This window comes from Sphingomonas sorbitolis (genome assembly GCF_036663875.1).
GTDB lineage: Bacteria > Pseudomonadota > Alphaproteobacteria > Sphingomonadales > Sphingomonadaceae > Sphingomonas.
Genome location: NZ_JAXOJS010000002.1, coordinates 629586 through 647539 on the forward strand (window position 1 = coordinate 629586; position 17954 = coordinate 647539).

15 protein-coding genes are annotated in these 17954 nt (G+C 65.8%); 5 read left to right on the forward strand and 10 right to left on the reverse strand.

Annotated features, from left to right (window positions below; genetic code table 11):
• Positions 1-33: 33 nt before the first annotated feature.
• Positions 34-1077 carry an enoyl-CoA hydratase/isomerase family protein gene (locus tag U1763_RS08215; RefSeq protein WP_332754819.1) on the reverse strand — a complete coding sequence of 348 codons (1044 nt, stop codon included), beginning with the start codon at positions 1075-1077 and terminating at the stop codon, positions 34-36.
• 115 nt (positions 1078-1192) lie between these two features.
• Positions 1193-2338 (reverse strand): acyl-CoA dehydrogenase family protein, encoded by a 1146-nt coding sequence (locus tag U1763_RS08220; RefSeq protein ID WP_332754820.1) that lies wholly within the window; start codon positions 2336-2338, stop codon positions 1193-1195.
• 128 nt (positions 2339-2466) lie between these two features.
• Between U1763_RS08220 and U1763_RS08225 the strand changes: the two genes are divergently transcribed.
• Positions 2467-2778, forward strand: a complete 312-nt coding sequence (locus U1763_RS08225) for a GIY-YIG nuclease family protein (protein WP_132895537.1) — start codon at positions 2467-2469, stop codon at positions 2776-2778.
• A 94-nt stretch (positions 2779-2872) separates the two neighbouring features.
• On the opposite strand, the gene U1763_RS08230 is transcribed toward U1763_RS08225, so the two are convergent.
• Entirely contained in the window at positions 2873-4399 is a 1527-nt protein-coding gene (locus U1763_RS08230; protein ID WP_060527230.1) for a CoA-acylating methylmalonate-semialdehyde dehydrogenase, read from the reverse strand.
• A 107-nt stretch (positions 4400-4506) separates the two neighbouring features.
• On the opposite strand from U1763_RS08230, the gene U1763_RS08235 reads away from it, so the two are divergent.
• The gene (locus U1763_RS08235; protein ID WP_332754821.1) at positions 4507-5421 is read left to right on the forward strand and encodes a LysR family transcriptional regulator; all 915 of its coding nucleotides are present in this window, start codon (positions 4507-4509) and stop codon (positions 5419-5421) included.
• Between the two features lie 41 nt (positions 5422-5462).
• Entirely contained in the window at positions 5463-5780 is a 318-nt protein-coding gene (locus U1763_RS08240) for a hypothetical protein (RefSeq protein ID WP_132736294.1), read from the forward strand.
• Between the two features lie 105 nt (positions 5781-5885).
• On the opposite strand, the gene U1763_RS08245 is transcribed toward U1763_RS08240, so the two are convergent.
• The 4 genes from U1763_RS08245 to U1763_RS08260 all read right to left on the reverse strand — a co-directional run bounded on the left by U1763_RS08245 (position 5886) and on the right by U1763_RS08260 (position 11377).
• A complete protein-coding gene (locus U1763_RS08245) occupies positions 5886-6968 on the reverse strand; it encodes an acyl-CoA dehydrogenase family protein (protein WP_332754822.1) in 1083 nt (360 codons plus the stop codon).
• 4 nt (positions 6969-6972) lie between these two features.
• Complete coding sequence (locus U1763_RS08250) at positions 6973-8169, reverse strand: acyl-CoA dehydrogenase family protein (RefSeq protein ID WP_307089381.1); 1197 nt, start codon at positions 8167-8169, stop codon at positions 6973-6975.
• Positions 8170-8428: 259 nt separating this feature from the next.
• On the reverse strand, positions 8429-9967 hold the full coding sequence (locus U1763_RS08255; protein WP_332754823.1) for an alginate export family protein: 1539 nt from the start codon (positions 9965-9967) through the stop codon (positions 8429-8431).
• A gap of 66 nt (positions 9968-10033) precedes the next feature.
• Positions 10034-11377, reverse strand: a complete 1344-nt coding sequence (locus U1763_RS08260; RefSeq protein WP_443026895.1) for a dicarboxylate/amino acid:cation symporter — start codon at positions 11375-11377, stop codon at positions 10034-10036.
• 205 nt (positions 11378-11582) lie between these two features.
• Between U1763_RS08260 and U1763_RS08265 the strand changes: the two genes are divergently transcribed.
• Complete coding sequence (locus tag U1763_RS08265) at positions 11583-13367, forward strand: sensor histidine kinase (protein ID WP_332754824.1); 1785 nt, start codon at positions 11583-11585, stop codon at positions 13365-13367.
• On the forward strand, positions 13364-14689 hold the full coding sequence (locus U1763_RS08270; protein ID WP_132895543.1) for a sigma-54-dependent transcriptional regulator: 1326 nt from the start codon (positions 13364-13366) through the stop codon (positions 14687-14689). The genes U1763_RS08265 and U1763_RS08270 overlap by 4 nt, the downstream gene beginning before the upstream one ends.
• A 124-nt stretch (positions 14690-14813) precedes the next feature.
• Here U1763_RS08270 and U1763_RS08275 read toward each other — a convergent pair whose 3' ends face one another.
• The 3 genes from U1763_RS08275 to U1763_RS08285 are packed head-to-tail and all read right to left on the reverse strand — an operon-like array spanning position 14814 to position 17826.
• Positions 14814-15872, reverse strand: a complete 1059-nt coding sequence (locus U1763_RS08275) for an AbrB family transcriptional regulator (protein WP_132895544.1) — start codon at positions 15870-15872, stop codon at positions 14814-14816.
• Positions 15869-16531: a spermidine synthase gene (locus U1763_RS08280; RefSeq protein ID WP_132895545.1), complete on the reverse strand. Its 663-nt coding sequence runs from the start codon at positions 16529-16531 to the stop codon at positions 15869-15871. The genes U1763_RS08275 and U1763_RS08280 overlap by 4 nt, the downstream gene beginning before the upstream one ends.
• Positions 16528-17826: an Hsp70 family protein gene (locus U1763_RS08285; protein WP_443026896.1), complete on the reverse strand. Its 1299-nt coding sequence runs from the start codon at positions 17824-17826 to the stop codon at positions 16528-16530. Before U1763_RS08285 ends, U1763_RS08280 begins: the two co-directional genes overlap by 4 nt.
• Positions 17827-17954 lie beyond the last annotated feature (128 nt).

The following is a 17954-nucleotide window of genomic DNA, read 5'->3' on the forward strand; positions in this document are numbered from 1 at the left end:
CCCCAGCTTCCGCTGGGGCGACGTGTTTTCTGTTCAGCCCGGCGTCCACGCCTCATGCTCCGGCAACGGCGCGAAGATCTGGTCGATCACGTGATCGGTCACAGCCTCGGGCGTCGCCGGATCCCAGCGCGGCGCGTTATCCTTGTCGACGATTACCGCGCGCACGCCCTCAATGAAGTCATGCCGCTGCACGACATGCGCGCCAACCGCATATTCCTGCCGCATCTCGTCCGCGAAGCTCGCCATCGCCGCGCCCTCGTGGAGCAGCCGGAGCGACACCTTCATCGTCTGCGGCGACTTGGTCTTCAGCGTCGCAAGCGTCTGCGTCGCCCATTCCCCGCCATCGGCGTCGAGCGCGGCGTAGATGTCCTCCAGCACGTCCGACGCAAACAGGCGGTCAATATCGTCTTTGCGCGCGAGGATCTTCGCGTCGGGTGCCGACGTGCCCAATGCATCCAACACGCCCGCGATATCCTGCGGCGTCTCCGCGATCCCCGCCTTGGCCGTATCAAGCGTATCGCTCGCTAGAAAATGCGTCGCCAACCCAAGCGCGAGGCACTCCGAGCCGTCGAGCCGGTGCCCGGTCAGCGCCAGATACTGCCCGATCCGCCCCGGCAACCGCGACAGATACCAGCCACCGCCGACATCCGGGAACAGCCCGATCCCCGTCTCCGGCATCGCGAACTTGGTATTCTCGGTCGCGACCCGATACCGGCACGGCAAGGCCAGCCCGACGCCACCGCCCATCGTGATCCCGTCCATGAACGCGACGATCGGCTTGGCATAGGTGAACAGCCGATGGTTCATGCGGTACTCAGCATGAAAGAACGCCCGCGCCTCGACGCCATCGGTCGCGCCGGACGCGGCAAGCATGCGGATATCCCCGCCAGCACAGAACCCGCGCCCCTCGGCATGATCGACCACGATCGCCTCGACCGCCGCGTCGCCACGCCACGCTTCCAGCGCCTCAAGCACGCCTTCGCACATCGCTAGGTTCAACGCGTGCAGCGCCTTCGGGCGGTTCAACCGAATCCGGCCGACAGGCCCTTTACTCTCGACGATCAGATCATCGGTCACGCGTTCACCTCCCGAACATCATCTCCGCGCCTCTGCGCCTCTGCGCGAACAAGAGACTTTTTCGCGCAGAGGCGCAGAGGCGCGGAGCAGAAGAAAGACTTGAAGCTGCGCGGACTCACTGCCGCGTCAGTTCACGACCGACGATCATCCGCATGACCTGGTTCGTCCCCTCAAGGATCGAATGCACGCGCAGATCACGCCAGAAACGTTCGATCGGGTAGTCCTGCAGATACCCGTAGCCGCCATGCAGCTGTAGCGCGCGGTCGACCACCGACGAGCCCGTATCGGTCGCCAGCCGCTTCGCCATCGCCGCGAACTTGGTCTTGTCGGGCGCATTCGCCGTCACCTTGGCCGCCGCGATATACAGCAGCGCACGCGCCGCCTCGAGTTCGGTCGCCATATCCGCCAGCATGAACTGCGTGTTCTGGAAGTCCGCGATCGCCTTACCGAACTGCTTCCGGTCCTTCGTGTACGCAATAGCCTCGTCGAGACACCGCTGCGCACCGCCGAGCGAGCACGCGCCGATGTTCAACCGCCCGCCGTCGAGTCCCATCATCGCGATCCGAAAGCCCTCGCCCTCGCCCCCGACCATGTTCGCCGCCGGTACGCGGACGCCGTCGAAGATCACCTGCCGCGTCGGCTGCGAATGCCAGCCGAGCTTCTTCTCGTTCGCGCCGAACGACACGCCGGGCATGTCCTTCTCGATCACGAGACACGAGATGCCCTTGGGCCCGTCCTCACCGGTGCGGACCATGGTGACATAGACCTCGTTCTCGCCCGCGCCCGAGATGAACTGCTTCGAGCCGGTCACGATCCAGTCGTCGCCATCGCGCACCGCGCGGGTCTTCAAAGCGGCGGCGTCGGAGCCGGAGCCCGGCTCGGTCAGGCAATAGCTCGCCAGCCGGTCCATCGTCACCAGATCGGGCAGATACTTGTCCTTCACCGCGACCGATCCGAACCGATCGATCATCCACGCCGCCATGTTATGGATGCTGATGAAAGCGGACGTTGAAGGGCACCCGTACGACATCGCTTCCATGATCAGCGCCGCATCGAGCCGCCCGAGCGCAATCCCGCCGCTCTCCTCGCTAACGTAGATCGCCGCGAAGCCGAGTTCGGCGGCGGCCTTGATCGTCTCGCGCGGGAAGATGTGCTTCTCGTCCCACTCGGCCGCATGCGGCGTGATCCGGTCGGCGGTGAACCGGCGTGCCAGCTCCTGGATTTCGCGCTGGTCGTCGGTGAGGTCGAACTGGTTGGTCATCGGACTTTCCTGAATCGTCATACTGCGTCCGTCATACTGGGCTTGACCCAGTATCCAGAGCGGCGAATGCTGATGCTCGTGGCTCTGGATCCTGACTTTCGTCAGGATGACGGGGTGGGGGGAATGATATGGCTAGACAACCCGCGGTCTATATCATGGCGAGCTGGCGTAACGGAACGCTGTACATCGGCGTAACCTCCGACCTGATGGCACGGATCGTTCAGCATCGTGAGAGCGCGTTCGCTGGGTTTACTAAGCGATACGCGGTTAACCGGCTGGTGTGGTTCGCAATGGCCGACACGATGGAGGGGGCGATCACGCGCGAGAAGCAGCTCAAGGTCTGGAAGCGCTCGTGGAAGATCGAGCTTATCGAGACCGACAATCCTACGTGGCGCGATCTGGCCGAAGACTGGGGTTTCGATCCCCTCCCGTCATCCTGACGAAAGTCAGGATCCAGAGTCAAAAGCGTCGCGCTCCGTAACTCTGGATCCTGGATCAAGTCCAGGATGACGGGATCCGGGGATGGCAAACCACTCACCCCATCGTCGGGATGACGAACGCGTCGTTGTTGCGCGCCGGCCCGCCATCCTCGGCCATCGCCGGCAGCGCAGACCCATCCGGCCAGCGCTGCGTGATCGTCTTGACCTTGGTCCAGAACTTCACGCCCTCCATGCCGTGCTGGTTGGTGTCGCCGAACGCGCTGCGCTTCCAGCCACCAAACGTGTGATACGCCACCGGCACGGGAATCGGCACGTTGATGCCGACCATCCCGACGTTCACCCGCGCCGCGAACTCGCGCGCCGCGTGGCCGTTGCGCGTGAAGATCGCGACGCCGTTGCCGTATTGATGCTCGCTCGGCAGGCGTACCGCCTCCTCGAAGTCGGCGGCGCGGACGATCTGAAGGACGGGCCCGAAGATCTCCTCCTTGTACGCCGACATCTCAGTCGTCACGTGATCGAACAGCGACGGGCCGATGAAGAAGCCCTTCTCATGCCCCTGCAATGCAAACCCGCGCCCATCGACGACCAGTTCCGCGCCCTCGTCGACGCCGGTCTGGATCCAGTTTTCGATCCGCGTGCGATGCGCTGCGTTCACGACCGGGCCGTAATGCGCATCATTGTCGGTCGACACGCCCACGCGCAAAGCCGCGATCGCCGGGATCAGTTTCTCGCGCAGAGCAATCGCGGTCTTCTCGCCGACCGGGACCACCACCGGCAGCGCCATGCAGCGCTCGCCGGCGCTCCCGAACGCCGCGCCCGACAGGTCGGCGACGACCTGGTCGAGGTCCGCGTCGGGCATGACGATTCCGTGGTTCTTCGCGCCACCCATCGCCTGGACGCGCTTGCCCGCCTCGACGCCGCGACGGTACACGTAATGCGCGATGTCGGACGATCCGACGAAGCTCACCGCCGAGATCGCGGGATGATCGAGGATCGCGTCGACCATCTCCTTGTCGCCGTGGACGACCTGGAAGATCCCCTCGGGCAGCCCCGCCTCGACGAACAACTCGCCGAGTCGCACCGGCACCGAAGGATCGCGCTCGCTGGGCTTGAGGATGAACGCGTTGCCCGTGGCGATCGCGACGCCCGACATCCACAGCGGGATCATCGCCGGGAAGTTGAACGGCGTGATGCCGGCACCGATACCGAGCGGCTGGCGCATCGAATAGACGTCGATCCCCGGCCCCGCGCCCTGCGTGTATTCACCCTTGAGGATGTGCGGGATGCCGCAGCAGAACTCGATCACCTCGAGCCCGCGCTGGATATCGCCCTTCGAATCCGCGATCACTTTGCCGTGCTCGGACGACAGCAGGCGCGCGAGTTCGTCCATGTTCGCTTCGACGAGCCGCTTGAACTCGAACATGACGCGGGCGCGACGCTGCGGGTTGGTCGCGGCCCAGCCCGGCTGTGCCTTCTGCGCGGCGGCGACGGCGCGGTCCAGATCGGTCGCGCCCGACAGCCGTACCCGCGCCTGCACCTCGCCCGAATTCGGGTCGAACACGTCGCCGAAGCGCTCGGCCGTGCTGGCCGCACCGCTCACGAAATTCTCGATCGTCCGCATGGGCATCCTCTTCTAGTTATCCGCACCGTCGGCCATAAGGCTTTCGCAGCCAAGTGGGGCTGTTTGCAGAATCGCTCTGCGAATATGCAGCATAGGGTGAGGCGTTCATGGATTGGGACGACGTCCGATATTTCCTCGCTCTGGCGCGCGCGCACCGGCTCGGACCGGCCGCAAAACTGCTCGGGCAGGACGCGACGACGGTGTCGCGGCGGCTGCAACGCCTCGAGCGGCGACTCCAGACGACGCTGTTCGAACAGACCGTCGCCGGCTACGCGCTGACCGAACGCGGCGCGGCGCTATTGGAACACGCCGAGACGATGGAGGCGTCCGCGCTCGGCATCCAGGAAGTCGTCGGCAATGATGCAGGGGTACTCGCCGGCCCGATCCGGTTGAGCGTCTCGGAAGGGTTCGGCAGCCGCATCCTCGCGCCGCGCCTCGCGTCGTTCACCAACCAGCATCCGCGGATCGCCGTCGACCTGATCGCATCGACCGGCTTCCTCAATCCGTCGCGGCGCGAGGCGGATATCGCGGTCATGCTCGCGCGGCCAAAAAGCGGACCGCTGGTCGCGCGCAAACTGACGGACTATCACCTCGGACTGTATGCGCACCCGGATCATCTTGCGCGGACGGGGCCGATCGCGACAACCGCGGATCTGATGCGGCACCGACTGATCGGCTATGTCCCCGACATGATCTACGCCCCCGAACTTCGGTATCTTGCCGAGATCGACGGCCGCCTCGACGCCTCGATCCGCAGTTCGAGCATCGTCGCGCAGGCCGAGCTGATCGCCGCGGGAGCGGGATGCGGGATTCTGCCCTGCTTCATCGGCGACCGGATGCCGGGGCTGGTCCGCGTGCTGCCCGACGCGGTGGACATCGCGCGCTCGTTCTGGCTCGTCGTCCACCGCGACGTCCGCCGGATCGCGCGGATCGACCGGTTCATCGCCTGGCTGGACGCGACCATCGGCGAGTTGAAGCCGCTGATGTTGGGCACGACGCCTGCGATTGCCGCTCGGAATTGAGCGCCGTATAGCCCCCGCGGCAGTTCGCCCGGAGTAACAGCGTGATCCCGACCCTCTACCACAAGATGATCGACTGGATCGGCGATGGCACCGGGCTGCCCGATACGATCCTGCACATCCATGCCGGGATGGCGCTGCTGATGATCGCGCGGCTGATCACGCGGCGGTCGTTCGGTACGTTCATTCCGTGGTGGGTGGTGGTCGCGGGCGAGGCGTTCAACGAGATCATGGACCGCATGACCTTCGGGTCGTGGCGGTGGGAGGATACCTCGCTGGATATCCTCAACACGCTGCTGTGGCCGACGGTGATCTGCCTCGGCGTGCGGCTGCGGCCGATGATCGGGAAGCGCGGGCGGTAGAGCCCACTAGCCGCCCGTCATCCTGACGAAAGTCAGGATCCAGAGCCACCGACGATAACGCCCGCGACCCTGGGTCCTGACTTTCGTCAGGATGACGAAAAATAGTCAGCCTAGCGCAATGTAGCGTTGCAAGTGATAGTCCTCGTCACCGAGCTGGTGGTCGATCATCACCAAGCGCTTGGCGTAATGCGACACCGCGTATTCCCAAGTCATGCCGATGCCGCCATGAAGCTGGATCGACTCTTCCGCGACCAGCGCACCAGTCCGACCGATCGTGTATTTCGCCGCTGACAGAGCACGTTCACGCGCCTTCGCATCTTCGCCGTCGAATGCCGACGCAGCGTTGATGACCGCGGACTGTGCCTGCTCGATCTCGAGCAGCACCGTCGCCATGCGGTGCTGGAGCGCCTGGAACTTGCCGATCGGCACACCGAACTGCTTGCGGTCGCGGAGATAGCCGAGCGTGGCTTCCTTGACGAACTCCATCGCGCCGACCGCCTCGGCCGACAGCGCGAGCAACCCTGCCCCGACCGCCGCATCGACGATCGCCTGCCCCTGCCCTTCGCCGCCGACGCGCGCGTCCGCGCCGAGCGCCACGTTCTCGAACGTCACGTCGCCGGCTCCACCGCCCTCGACAACGTTGTAGCTCCGTACCGAAACGCCCGCAGTGTCCGCGGGCACGAGGAACACCAGCGGATCGCCATCCTGCTCGACCGTCACTACGAACACCGACGCCGCGCCCGCCTGCGGAACGACCGCCTTGGTGCCGCTCAGCGTCCAGCCGTCGCCGCTCTTCGTCGCAGTCACAGGATTAGCCCCGTCGTCATGTGCAAAAGCGGCGATCGTCTCGCCCGACACGATCCCGGCCAGCGCATCGTCATGCCCGCCGCCCGCCGCCAGTGCACGCCCGGCCATCAGCGCGCCGAGGAACGGCTCAACCACCAGCGCGCGACCGAGCGCTTCGAACACCACCATGATGTCGAACCCGCTGCCGCCGAAGCCGCCCGCCGCCTCGTTGAACAGCGCCGAAACGATGCCCAGCTCGTTCAACTGCGTCCAGACCGCCGGGTCGTACCCCGCCTCGCTATACGCCCCCGCATTGCGCGTATCGATCGGATAGCCGTCCCGCAGCGCGCGGACGAGCGTGTCGGCGAGCATGCGGCGGTCGTCGGTGTGTTCGAAGTTCATGTGATCAGAGACCCAGGATGGCTTTGGAGATGATGTTCTTCTGGATCTCGTTCGACCCGCCGAAGATCGACAGTTTGCGGTTGTTGAAATAGCTCGGCGCCGCCATCGCCGCGTCCTCCGGGCCGACATCCTCGCCGTTCCACCCAGCCTCCAGAGCTTCGGGTATGTAGGGCGCCGCGTACGAGCCGTAGGCACGACGCGTCAGCGACGTAATCTCCTGGCGGATTTCGGTACCCTTGATCTTGAGCATCGAACTCTCCGCGCCGGGTGCACCACCGCCCGCGACCGCCGCAAGCACGCGAAGGTTGGTCGTCTGCATGTTCGCCAGATCGATCTCGACCCGCGCCATCCGCGCCGCGAACAACGGATCGTCAGCGAGGGCACGCCCGCCCTTCTTCTGCATCTGCGCGACCTCTTTGAGCCGCTCGAACGACGCGATCGAGAAGCCGACACCGGCGATGTTGGTGCGCTCATAGGTCAGCAGATACTTGGCGTAGGTCCAGCCCATATTCTCTTCGCCGACGAGGTTCGCCACCGGCACCTCGACATCGGTGAAGAACACCTCGTTCACTTCCTGCTCGCCGTCGATCAGCGTGATCGGGCGAACCTCGATGCCGGGCGACTTCATGTCGATCAGTAGGAACGAGATACCTTCCTGCTTCTTCGCCGCCGGGTCGGTGCGGACGAGGCAGAAGATCATGTCGGCATGCTGGCCGAGCGTCGTCCAGGTCTTCTGACCGTTGACCACATAGACGTCGCCCTTACGAACGGCGGTGGTCTTCAGGCCCGCGAGATCGGACCCTGCGCCCGGCTCCGAATAGCCCTGGCACCACCAGTCGGAGCCATCGAGGATGCGCGGCAGCCAGTGCTTCTTCTGCTCTTCGGAGCCGTATTTTATCAGCACCGGGCCGAGCATGTTGACGCCGAACGGGACGACGCGGGGCGCGTGCGCGAGCGCGGACTCGTTATCGAAGATGAAGCGCTGGATCACGCTCCAGCCGGGACCGCCCCATTCCTCGGGCCAATGGTTCGCCAGCCAGCCGCGTTCGTTGAGGATCGCGTGCCATTCCTCCATGTCCGATTTGCGAAGGCGCTTGCCCTCGCGGACCAGTGTCGAGAGGCGGGCGGGAAGTTTGTCGCGGAAGAAAGCGCGGACTTCGTCGCGGAACGATTCTTCCTCGGGCGTGAAGCTGAGATCCATGGCCATGTGCTCCTGATGTTGGAGCCCATGTGCCACAGTCGATCGAAGAATTGAAGGACCGGTATGGTCAAGATAACCGAATTTGTTGCGTGGTGCGACGCAGGTTAATCCGAACGGTATCGCCACATCTTGATCCTCCCCTGGCGGGGGAGGTGGCTGGCTCTTGCCAGACGGAGGGGTGTCGCGCTCTCGATGGCGCGCTACCCCTCCGTCAGCCCTGCGGGCTGCCACCTCCCCTCAGAGGGGAGGATCAGAATGATCAGAACCGGTAGCTGATCCAGCCCGCCAGGAAGTCGGAGTTCTTATACCCGGCATTGGTCAGCGCAGGCCCGGCGATCAAATGCTCGTACCGCCCGGTGAACGACAGCCGCGAGGTGAACGGGTACACCGCCTGGAACCGGATCGTATCCGCGATCTTCTTGCCCCCGAAATTCTGCGTGCCCGCAAACGCCGAGCCGTTCGCGCGGTACACCGCATCGCTCGTCGTATCGCGCCACGACAGCTGATATTCCGCGGTCATGCGCAGCTTACCGAACGGCGTGAAGGTCACGTTCGGTGCCAGCGCAATCAGGTTGGTCGGCGTCGCGAACAGCTGGTAGCTGTAATAGATGTTGTTGCCGAACGGCGCGAGCGAGTTGCGCAGCGTGCCCTTCCCGTATGCACCACCACCGCTGGCATAGTCCGCATGGAAACCGACCCGCGGCGCGGACTTGCCGTCGCCAATCTTGTAGGTCTGCGCCAACAGGATCAGCCACGCCTTGATCGAGCGGTTGTCGTAACTGCCGCCCTGATAGTTGATCGTCCAGTCGAGATTGACCGGTCCCGCGTCACCCCAGACATGCAGGCCGTAGAAATTGCGGACTTCGCGCGCGGTGTCGGTGCCCCATACCGCCGTGCGATTACGCAGCCGCCAAAGGAACGGATCGACGTACAGCTTCGAGCCCCCGAACAGCGTTTCGGGCACGACGATCCCGGTCGAGATACCCGAGAAGCGCCGCGCGCTCTCCGCGTTGTCGTCCTGAGTACCACCATTGCCATAGGCGGTCGGCTTGAAGTCGAACACGTCGGCGCGGACGCCGGCGGCACGCGCCCAAGCCCGGAAGCCGTTGAAACCGAAGAACAGCGTGTTGTTGTCGCGCGGCACGACCAGCAGGTTAGGACCGTCCGCAAACGTCTGGCGGCCATAGCGCACGCCGACATCGACATCGGCGACGGTCCCGGTCAGGTCGACGAACGCCTGCTGCACCGCGAGCTTGTTGCGGAGGTTCGGCAGCGCGGTGCCGAGATTCTCCCCTTCCAGCGTGCCGTGCGCGAGTTCGCCATAGAAGCGAAGATGCTGACCGACATGCAGATCGGCACCACCGAACAGGCGAAGAATGTCCTGCCGCTGCGCTTCCGAGTCGCGCAGATTGGGGTTGGTCGTCTGGTTGACGCGCAATCGCGCCTCGCCCGACAGCGTCAAATAGACGTCGCCATCGCCGGCGAGGGAAATGAACTTCAGCTGGTCGACGATGTCCTTGCGCTTCTTCGGATCGCGCAGCTTCGACCAATCCTCCGCCCAGCGCGACTGGTTATAGCCGCCCGACGTCGTCCCGTCGCCGATCGCGGCGTTGGGATAGCTCTCGGCGATCGGCGAGGCTTCGGCGGTGCTCGACACGTCCTTGGCGCCGACATTGGCCTGACGCGAAGGGGGCGCCTCGGCCTGGGCGGTGGCAACGTTCGCGAACGCGAAGATCGAGAATGCGGACGTGGCAAAGCCAGCCGCGTGCCGCAAGCGGCGCATCGTCATCGAGGTCATAAGCAAGTTCCGGTACTGGCGAACGGGGACGGGCGGGCGGGGACGGGCTGGCCGTCCCCGTCGGCATCAATGGGCGGTGGCAGCGGCGGGGATTGCCGCCGGCACGAACTCGGGGAGCTTGCCCGATAGCGCCGCGTTGAGCTTGTCGCGGTCGAGCGCACCTTCCCAGCGGGCCACGACGATCGTCGCGACCGCGTTGCCGATGAAGTTGGTGAGGCTGCGGCACTCGCTCATGAAGCGATCGACGCCGAGGATCAGCGCCATGCCCGCAATCGGCACGGTCGGCACGATCGACAGCGTCGCGGCCAAGGTGATGAACCCTGCGCCGGTAACGCCCGCCGCACCCTTCGAGGAGATCATCGCGACGACCAGCAGCAGCAACTCCTGGCCGAGCGTCAGGTGCGTGTTGGTCGCCTGCGCGATGAACAGCGCCGCCAGCGTCATGTAAATGTTGGTGCCGTCGAGATTGAACGAATAGCCGGTCGGCACGACCAGCCCGACGACCGACTTCTCGCAGCCTGCCGCTTCCATCTTCTGGATCAGGTTCGGCAGGGCTGCTTCCGACGACGACGTCCCGAGCACCAGCAGCAGCTCGGCCTTCAGATACTTGATCAGCTTGAAGATCGAGAAGCCCGTCAGCCGCGCGACGGTGCCGAGGATGACCACCACGAACAGTGCCGCGGTGAGATAGAAGGTGGCGACCAGCGCGCCGAGATTGGCGAGGCTGCCGATCCCGTATTTGCCGATCGTGAAGGCGATCGCGCCGAACGCACCGAGCGGTGCTGCGCGCATCAGGATGCCGACCAGCTTGAACACGATCAGGCTGAGGCGCTCGAGGAAGTTCAGCACCGGCTTGGCAGGCTCGCCGACCAAGCTCAGCGAGATACCGAACAGGATCGCGACGAGCAGGATTTGGAGGATATTGCCCTCGGTGAACGCGCTGACCATCGTGTCCGGGATGATGCTCATCAGGAACCCGGTGATCGTCGTCTCGTGCGCCTTCACGGTATAGTCCGCGATGCCCTTGGTATCGAGCGTAGCGGCGTCGATGTTCATCCCCGCGCCCGGCTGGACAACGTTGGCGACGATCAGCCCGACGATCAGCGCGAGCGTCGAGAAGAACAGGAAGTAGGCGAATGCCTTGCCGGCGACGCGGCCGACCGAGCCGAGCTCCTTCATGCCCGCGATGCCGGTGACGAGCGTCAGGAAGATCACCGGTGCGATGATCATCTTCACCAGCTTGATGAATGCGTCACCGAGCGGCTTCAGCGCCGCGCCGTAGGTCGGATAGAAATGCCCGAGCGCCGCGCCGAGCGCGATCGCGATCAGCACCTGGATATACAGCTGGCCGCTCCAGCGCTTGCGCGCGGGCGTTTCCGCGACGCCATATGTCTGGGATGGTAGGGTCAACATCGCCTCCTGAAACTCTCGTCCACTGCCACGGGACGTTATGGCGACGGTAATGCCGGGCCGAACCGGGGACTACAAGACTACGTCGCATTCGGCATAAAACGTTGGTTTTGCGTGGTTTGTGAGCATACCGAGTTTTCAGATGTGTGAAAAATGCCGTGCTTCGGTGATGGCGAACCCGGTTCGTGTGTGATAATCCGCACAAATGGCGCGGCTCCGATCCCCTCTTTTCGTGACCGCGCTGGCGGTGCTGCTGGCGTTTGCAGCGCTGGGCGTGATCGTCGCCGGAGTCGCCTCGATCTATGGCCCGCGCGCGGTGGCGGACGTGACTGCCACGGTGCGGATGCGCGCGGTGCAGCAGACACGGAGCAACCTCCGCCTGCTCGAAGCCGAGTTGCAGACCTATCGCCTGCTCCCAGTCATGCTCGGCGAATATCCCGCGGTGCGCGCCGCGCTCGCATCAGGACGAGTCGACCGTGCGCTCAACGAAAAGTTGGCGATGCTGGCGGAGCGCACCGGCGCCCCCGTGATCTACGCACTCGACACGCAGGGTATGACGATCGCCGCGTCGAACGCCGCCCGGCCCGACAGCTTCCTCGGCCACGACTATCGGTTCCGCGAATATTTCACCAAGGCGATGGCGTCGGGCGCGACCGAGTTCTTCGCACTCGGCAGCGTCAGCGGGCGACCCGGCCTGTACCTGTCACGGCGGATCGACCGCGCCGGTCGACCGCTCGGCGTGGTCGTGGTCAAGGTCGAGTTCGAGAAGATCGCGCGCGCGTGGATCCAGGACCGGATGGCGACCTTCGTCACCGATCCCGACGGCGTCATCCTGATCTCCAGCGATCCGAAGCTCGAATTTAGGACCACCCGCCCACTCTCGCCTTCGCGTCGCGCCGAGCTGGTCGAGACGCGCCAGTTCGGGTCATCGCCACTGGCCCCCGCCCCACTCACGCTAGCCGACGGGGTTTCACGGCTACCCGAAGGATCGCCTGCGATCACGGTGTCGTTGCCGGTACCGATCTCCGGCTGGCGGCTGGTGCATATGGAGCCGCTCGACGCTGCCTTGCGCACCGCCGCCGCACGCACGCGCTGGGCCACCGCGATCGCCGCAATGCTGACGATCGCGACGATGCTCGGCGCGTGGTGGCTGTACGAGCGGCGCAAGCGCAACGTTGGCGCGCGCGCAGAACTCGAAGCAGAGGTCGCGCGCCGCACCGCCGAACTCCGCGCGACCGCCGACCGTCTCCAGATCGAGGTGGAGCAGCGCGAGGCGTCCGACCAGCGTTTCCGCCAGGCGCGCGAGGAACTGGCGCATGCCAACCGCGTCGGCTCGATCGGCACGATCACCGCCAGCGTCGCGCACGAGATCAATCAGCCGGTCGCCGCGATCCGCACCTTCGCCGACAACGCCGCTGCCTTCCTCGACCGCGGAGAACCCGCGCGTGCGGCGACCAACCTCCAGTCGATCGTCGATCTCACCAGCCGGATCGGCACCATCACCGCTGGGTTGAGGCGCTATGCCCGGCGCGGCGCAGGCTCGATCGGCCCGGTGGCGCTAGACGAGGCGATCGACGGCGTCCGCCTGCTGATCGGAGACCGCTTCCGCGCGAAGGGGGTCATGCTCGACCTGCCGAATGGCCCCGAGGCGCGACTGACGGTGATCGCCGGCCGCGTCCGCCTGGAGCAGGTGCTGGTCAATCTCCTCCAGAACGCCCTCGACGCGGTCGCCGACCGCCGCGATGCCCGCGTCAGCGTCACGGTCGGGCGTAAAGGCCGCGACGTCGTGCTGACCGTCGCCGACAACGGCCCCGGCATCGAAGCCGACATCGCCGACCACCTCTTCACCCCGTTCGCGACGAGCAAGAAGGACGGCCTCGGCCTCGGCCTCGGCATCGCGCGAGACATCATGACCGAGTTCGGCGGCACGCTCGACCTCATCCCAGCACCCGAAGGCGCCATTTTCCGTATGATCCTGGTGAAGGCATGAGCGAGCAAGCCGTCTTGCTCGTCGACGACGACGACGTGTTGCGCGGTGCGCTCGAGCAATCGTTCGAACTCGCGGGCATCGCGGTGATCGCCGAGCGCGACCCGACCGTCGCGCTGGCCCGCGTGACCGCCGGGTTCGATGGCGCGGTGGTGTCCGACATCCGCATGCCGAAGATGGACGGCCTCGAACTCTTCCGCCGGATCGCCGCGATCGACCATGAGATCCCGGTGCTGCTGATGACCGGCCACGGTGACGTCGCGATGGCGGTCGCCGCGCTCAAGAACGGCGCGTTCGACTTCATCCCGAAACCGTTCGCGACGGACCATTTGATCGCCGGCGCGCGGCGTGCACTGGAAATGCGCCGCCTCGTCCTCGACAACCGCCGACTCCGCGCCGCTGCAGAGGAAACGATCGGCGCCGAGCCACTGATCGGCGAAACCCCGGTGATGGTCCGCCTCCGCGAAACCATGCGCCAGATCGCGCAGGCCGACATCGACGTTCTGATCGAGGGGGAGACCGGCACCGGCAAGGAACTCGTCGCCGTCCTGCTCCACCGCTGGAGCAACCGACGGTCACGGCCCTTCGTGGCAGTCAACTGCGCCGCGCTGCCCGAGGCCGTCGCGGAAATCGAGCTGTTCGGCCACGACGGCGACTCCCGCCTGCCGCGCACCGGCCGGATCGAGGCCTCGAACCGCGGCACGCTGTTCCTCGACGAAATCGAGAGCACGCTGCCGGCCTTCCAGGCGAAACTGCTCCGCGTGCTCGAAGAACGTGAGGTGATGCCGGTCGGCGGCAACCTGCCGCGTGCACTCGACCTGCGCGTGATCGCAGCGGCCAAACCCGGCCTCGAACAGGCGGTCGAGGACGGCCGCTTCCGCGCCGACCTCCTCTTCCGCCTCGATGCGGTACGCCTGCGCATCCCGCCGCTGAGGGAACGCCGCGACGACATACCGCTGCTGTTCGGCCACTTGCTCCACCAGGCGGCGGAACGGTTCGGCCGTGAGGTGCCGACAGTGGACACCGCGACGCTCGCCTATCTCGGCCAGCACGACTGGCCCGGCAATGTCCGCGAACTCGACAACCTCGCCAAGCGTCTCGTGCTCCGAGTCGAGGCGGAAGAAGCGGCCGACGAAGACAGCGACATCCCTCTCCCCGCCCGCGTCGACAAGTTCGAGGAAGCGACGATCCGTGCCGTGCTCCAACAGGTCAGCGGCGATGTCCGCTCGGCGCTAGCCGCACTCGGCATCCCGCGAAAGACGTTCTACGACAAGCTCAAGCGCCACGACATCGACGTGGAGGCGTATCGTCCGACCAAGGGCTGACCGCAGATACTCCCCTGCAAGGGGAGGTGGCAGCGCGAAGCGCTGACGGAGGGGTGATCCGCTCCCGATAGCGCGATACCCCTCCGTCGCTTCGCGCCACCTCCCCTTGCAGGGGAGGATCAATCTAAGTCGGGATGACCGGCGGCGGCACACCGCCCTGCCGCGTCGCCACGAACTTCGCGAGCGGCGGCCCGATCAGCAACACCCCCAGAAACCGCAACACTTGAAGCGCCATTACGAACGGCACATCGACCGGACTCGACGCCGCAATGATTGCGACCGAGTCCATCCCGCCAGGACTCGTCGCCAGATATGCGGTAACCGGATCGATCCCCCACCACCGTGTCAAAACCGCCGCAATCCCGCCGCAGAACGCGATCAGCAGCGCCACCGACAGCAGTATCCGCGGCATCGCCTTGCCCGCCACCCGCAGCGTATCGCGCGTGAACGACAGTCCGATCCGCCACCCGACCACCGCATAGCTGATCGCGAGCAGCCACTGCGGCAACACAGGCTGCGCGACCCCAGTAATATTGAGCGCCGCCCCCGCGACCAGCGACCCCAGCAAGGCGCCGGCGGGAAGCTTCAGCACGACGCCAACGCTCGCACCAACACCGGCAATCGCGATCGTCCGCAGCACGGCAACCGGATCGACCGCCGCAAACCACGTCGCGGCAACATGATGCCCGCTCCCGCCCCCGACCATTACCGCCGCCAACACCGACGCGACCACCGCCACGCTCACGACCCGCGTGTACGTCATCACCGCGACCAGCCGCGAGTCCGCGCCGTACGCCTGCGCCATCAACACCATCGCGCTCGCAGCACCCGGCGTCGATCCCCACACCGCGACGGTCCCCGGCAACACCTGCCACCGGCTCAGCAGGTAGCCAAGCACGCTGCTGGCCGCGAGCGTGACGAAATTGACCATCAGGAACACCGGCCAGTGATCCGCCACCGTCGCGACGATCCCGGTCGTGATCGACCCCGCGATCAGCGTCCCGACCGCCGCCTGTGCGCCCCGAAACGCCGACGTCGGCACGCTCAGCGACCACCCGCGCACCGCCAGCACGACCGCCGCAACCATCGGCCCGAGCAGCAACCCGGCGGGCAGCCCGACCATCTCCAGCAGCCCCGCGATCACCGCCGACAGCGCGATCAAGACGGCCCACCGCCAGATCATGGCTTGGTAGCGAACCAGATCGTGTGCCGCGCGCCGCCCTTCCGCGTCGCCCGCGCGATCACTTCGTCGACTGCAAAACCGGCTTCGGCAAGGCGTGTGGCGAACGGCTTGCTCGGTGCCGACGACCACACGGCAAGCACCCCGCCCAACCGCAAAGCCGCTCGCGCCAAAGACAATCCCCGCGCCCCGTAAAGCCGATCGTTACCCGGCCGCGAAATGCCGTCGGGCCCGTTGTCGACGTCGAGCAGGATCGCGTCCCAATCACCCTCGCCGATTGCCGCGGCGACGTCGCCCTCGAAAACCCGGGTCCGCGGATCGGTCAGACTGTCCCCGTGCAGCGCTGCCATAGGCCCCCGCGCCCATTCGATCACCGCCGGCACGATCTCCGCAACCGCCACCTCCGCGTCAGGCCCAAGCCGGGCCAGCGCCGCACGAAGCGTAAACCCCATCCCAAGCCCACCGATCAGCATCCGCACGCCGGGCCGCCCACCGATCCGATCGCAAGCCTGCTCCGCCAGCGCCTCTTCCGACCCGCTAAGCCGGCTGTTCATCAACTCGTTCGCGCCGAGCATGATCGAGAACTCGGCACCACGCTGGAGCAACCGGAGCTCACCCCCACCCGGCACCTGCGCCGTCCCGAGAAGCACACGTGGGATCATGCCGACCAAGCCGCGATATCGTCCTGCTCGCCGATCAGCGCGAGGCCATGCGCAATCGACGTCAGTTCGCCGCCGCTCATGATCGCCGCCTCGCCGAACCGCTCGACGAATATCCGGCGGATGCGCGGGATCAGCGACGATCCGCCGGTCAGGAACACCCGGTCGATCTCGCTTCCGCTGACGTTCGCCACCTCCAAAGCCCGGTCGACCGCCGCCTCGATCCGCACGACGTCGTCGGCGATCCAGCCCTCGAACTGCGCGCGCGTCACATCCGCCTCGATCTCAAGCCCCGCGCCCGCAAAGTGGAAATGCGCATCCTCGCCGCTCGACAGCGCACGCTTGAGCGAGCCGACCGCATCGTACAGCGGGTACCCCAGCTCGTTCTCGATCACCGCGATCATCCGCCCGATCGCGTCGGGATCCACGGCGGTCTTCTGCAACCGCTCCAGTTCGGTCATCGTCTTGCGGTTGCGCATCAGCGCGAGCCTGGACCAGTCCGCGAAATCGGCGAAATACGCGCGCGGAATCTCCAGTTCCTTGCCGAACGACTTGTAGGCGCCGCCCTTGCCCAGCATCGGCAGCACCAGCCGGTCGAGGATCCGGTAATCGAACCGGTCGCCCGCGATCCCGACGCCTGCATGCCCGAGCGGCATACACCGCCGCGCCGCCCCCGGCTCGGCAACGCGCACCACCGAAAAGTCGCTCGTACCGCCACCGAAATCCGCCACAAGGATCGTCGCCGGCTCGGTCAACCGCGTCGCATAGCTGTAGGCCGCGCCGAGCGGTTCATAGACGTAATGGATCTCCGCGCCGAAACCTTTGAACATCGCGTCATAGCGTGTGCGGGCGAGCGCCTCGTCAGGTCGCGCACCGGCATATTCTACCGGCCGGCCGACGACGATCCGGTGCGGCCGCGTGTCAAGCTTGCCGCCAGCGTGCGCGATCAGCTTTTCGAGGAACAGCTGGCCCATCTCCTCGAAGCGATAGCGCTTGTCGAAGACCGAGGCCTGCTCGAACGTCTTCATCGCCGCGACCGACTTGAACGACTGGATGAACCGGCTGTCGAGCGGGTACTCCATATATTCGGCGATCGCCCACGGCCCCGCATCCGACGCGAGCCCCTTGCCGCTGTCGTCCTGCCAGAAACAGAGCGCCGAACGGAATACCGGACTCGTTTCGGCAGGGGCGGCGAACGTCACGAGTTCCGGGGTACCGTCTTTGGTCCCAAGTGCCACGACGCTGTTGGTCGTGCCGAAATCCAGCCCCAGCGCGGGGCCGCCAGCGTCCATCTGCATGCGTCGTCCTTGTATGAACGCGCGCCTATGGCGATGCGGAGTGCAGGATGGCAACCCCGTGCGTGCTTCGGCGGGCGGTAAACCCTATCTAGATCCTCCCCTGCAAGGGGAGGTGGCTGGCGCTTGCC

Bases quoted from the DNA above. Each gene is read 5' to 3' on its own strand.
- U1763_RS08265 (WP_332754824.1), top strand. From the start codon at position 11,583: ATGGCGCGGCTCCGATCCCCTCTTTTCGTGACCGCGCTGGCGGTGCTG.
- U1763_RS08225 (WP_132895537.1), top strand. From the start codon at position 2,467: ATGGCTAGACAACCCGCGGTCTATATCATGGCGAGCTGGCGTAACGGA.
- U1763_RS08250 (WP_307089381.1), bottom strand. From the start codon at position 8,169: ATGGATCTCAGCTTCACGCCCGAGGAAGAATCGTTCCGCGACGAAGTC.
- U1763_RS08230 (WP_060527230.1), bottom strand. From the start codon at position 4,399: ATGCGGACGATCGAGAATTTCGTGAGCGGTGCGGCCAGCACGGCCGAG.
- U1763_RS08270 (WP_132895543.1), top strand. From the start codon at position 13,364: ATGAGCGAGCAAGCCGTCTTGCTCGTCGACGACGACGACGTGTTGCGC.
- U1763_RS08280 (WP_132895545.1), bottom strand. From the start codon at position 16,531: ATGATCCCACGTGTGCTTCTCGGGACGGCGCAGGTGCCGGGTGGGGGT.
- U1763_RS08220 (WP_332754820.1), bottom strand. From the start codon at position 2,338: ATGACCAACCAGTTCGACCTCACCGACGACCAGCGCGAAATCCAGGAG.
- U1763_RS08275 (WP_132895544.1), bottom strand. From the start codon at position 15,872: ATGATCTGGCGGTGGGCCGTCTTGATCGCGCTGTCGGCGGTGATCGCG.
- U1763_RS08235 (WP_332754821.1), top strand. From the start codon at position 4,507: ATGGATTGGGACGACGTCCGATATTTCCTCGCTCTGGCGCGCGCGCAC.
- U1763_RS08255 (WP_332754823.1), bottom strand. From the start codon at position 9,967: ATGACCTCGATGACGATGCGCCGCTTGCGGCACGCGGCTGGCTTTGCC.
- U1763_RS08245 (WP_332754822.1), bottom strand. From the start codon at position 6,968: ATGAACTTCGAACACACCGACGACCGCCGCATGCTCGCCGACACGCTC.
- U1763_RS08285 (WP_443026896.1), bottom strand. From the start codon at position 17,826: ATGCAGATGGACGCTGGCGGCCCCGCGCTGGGGCTGGATTTCGGCACG.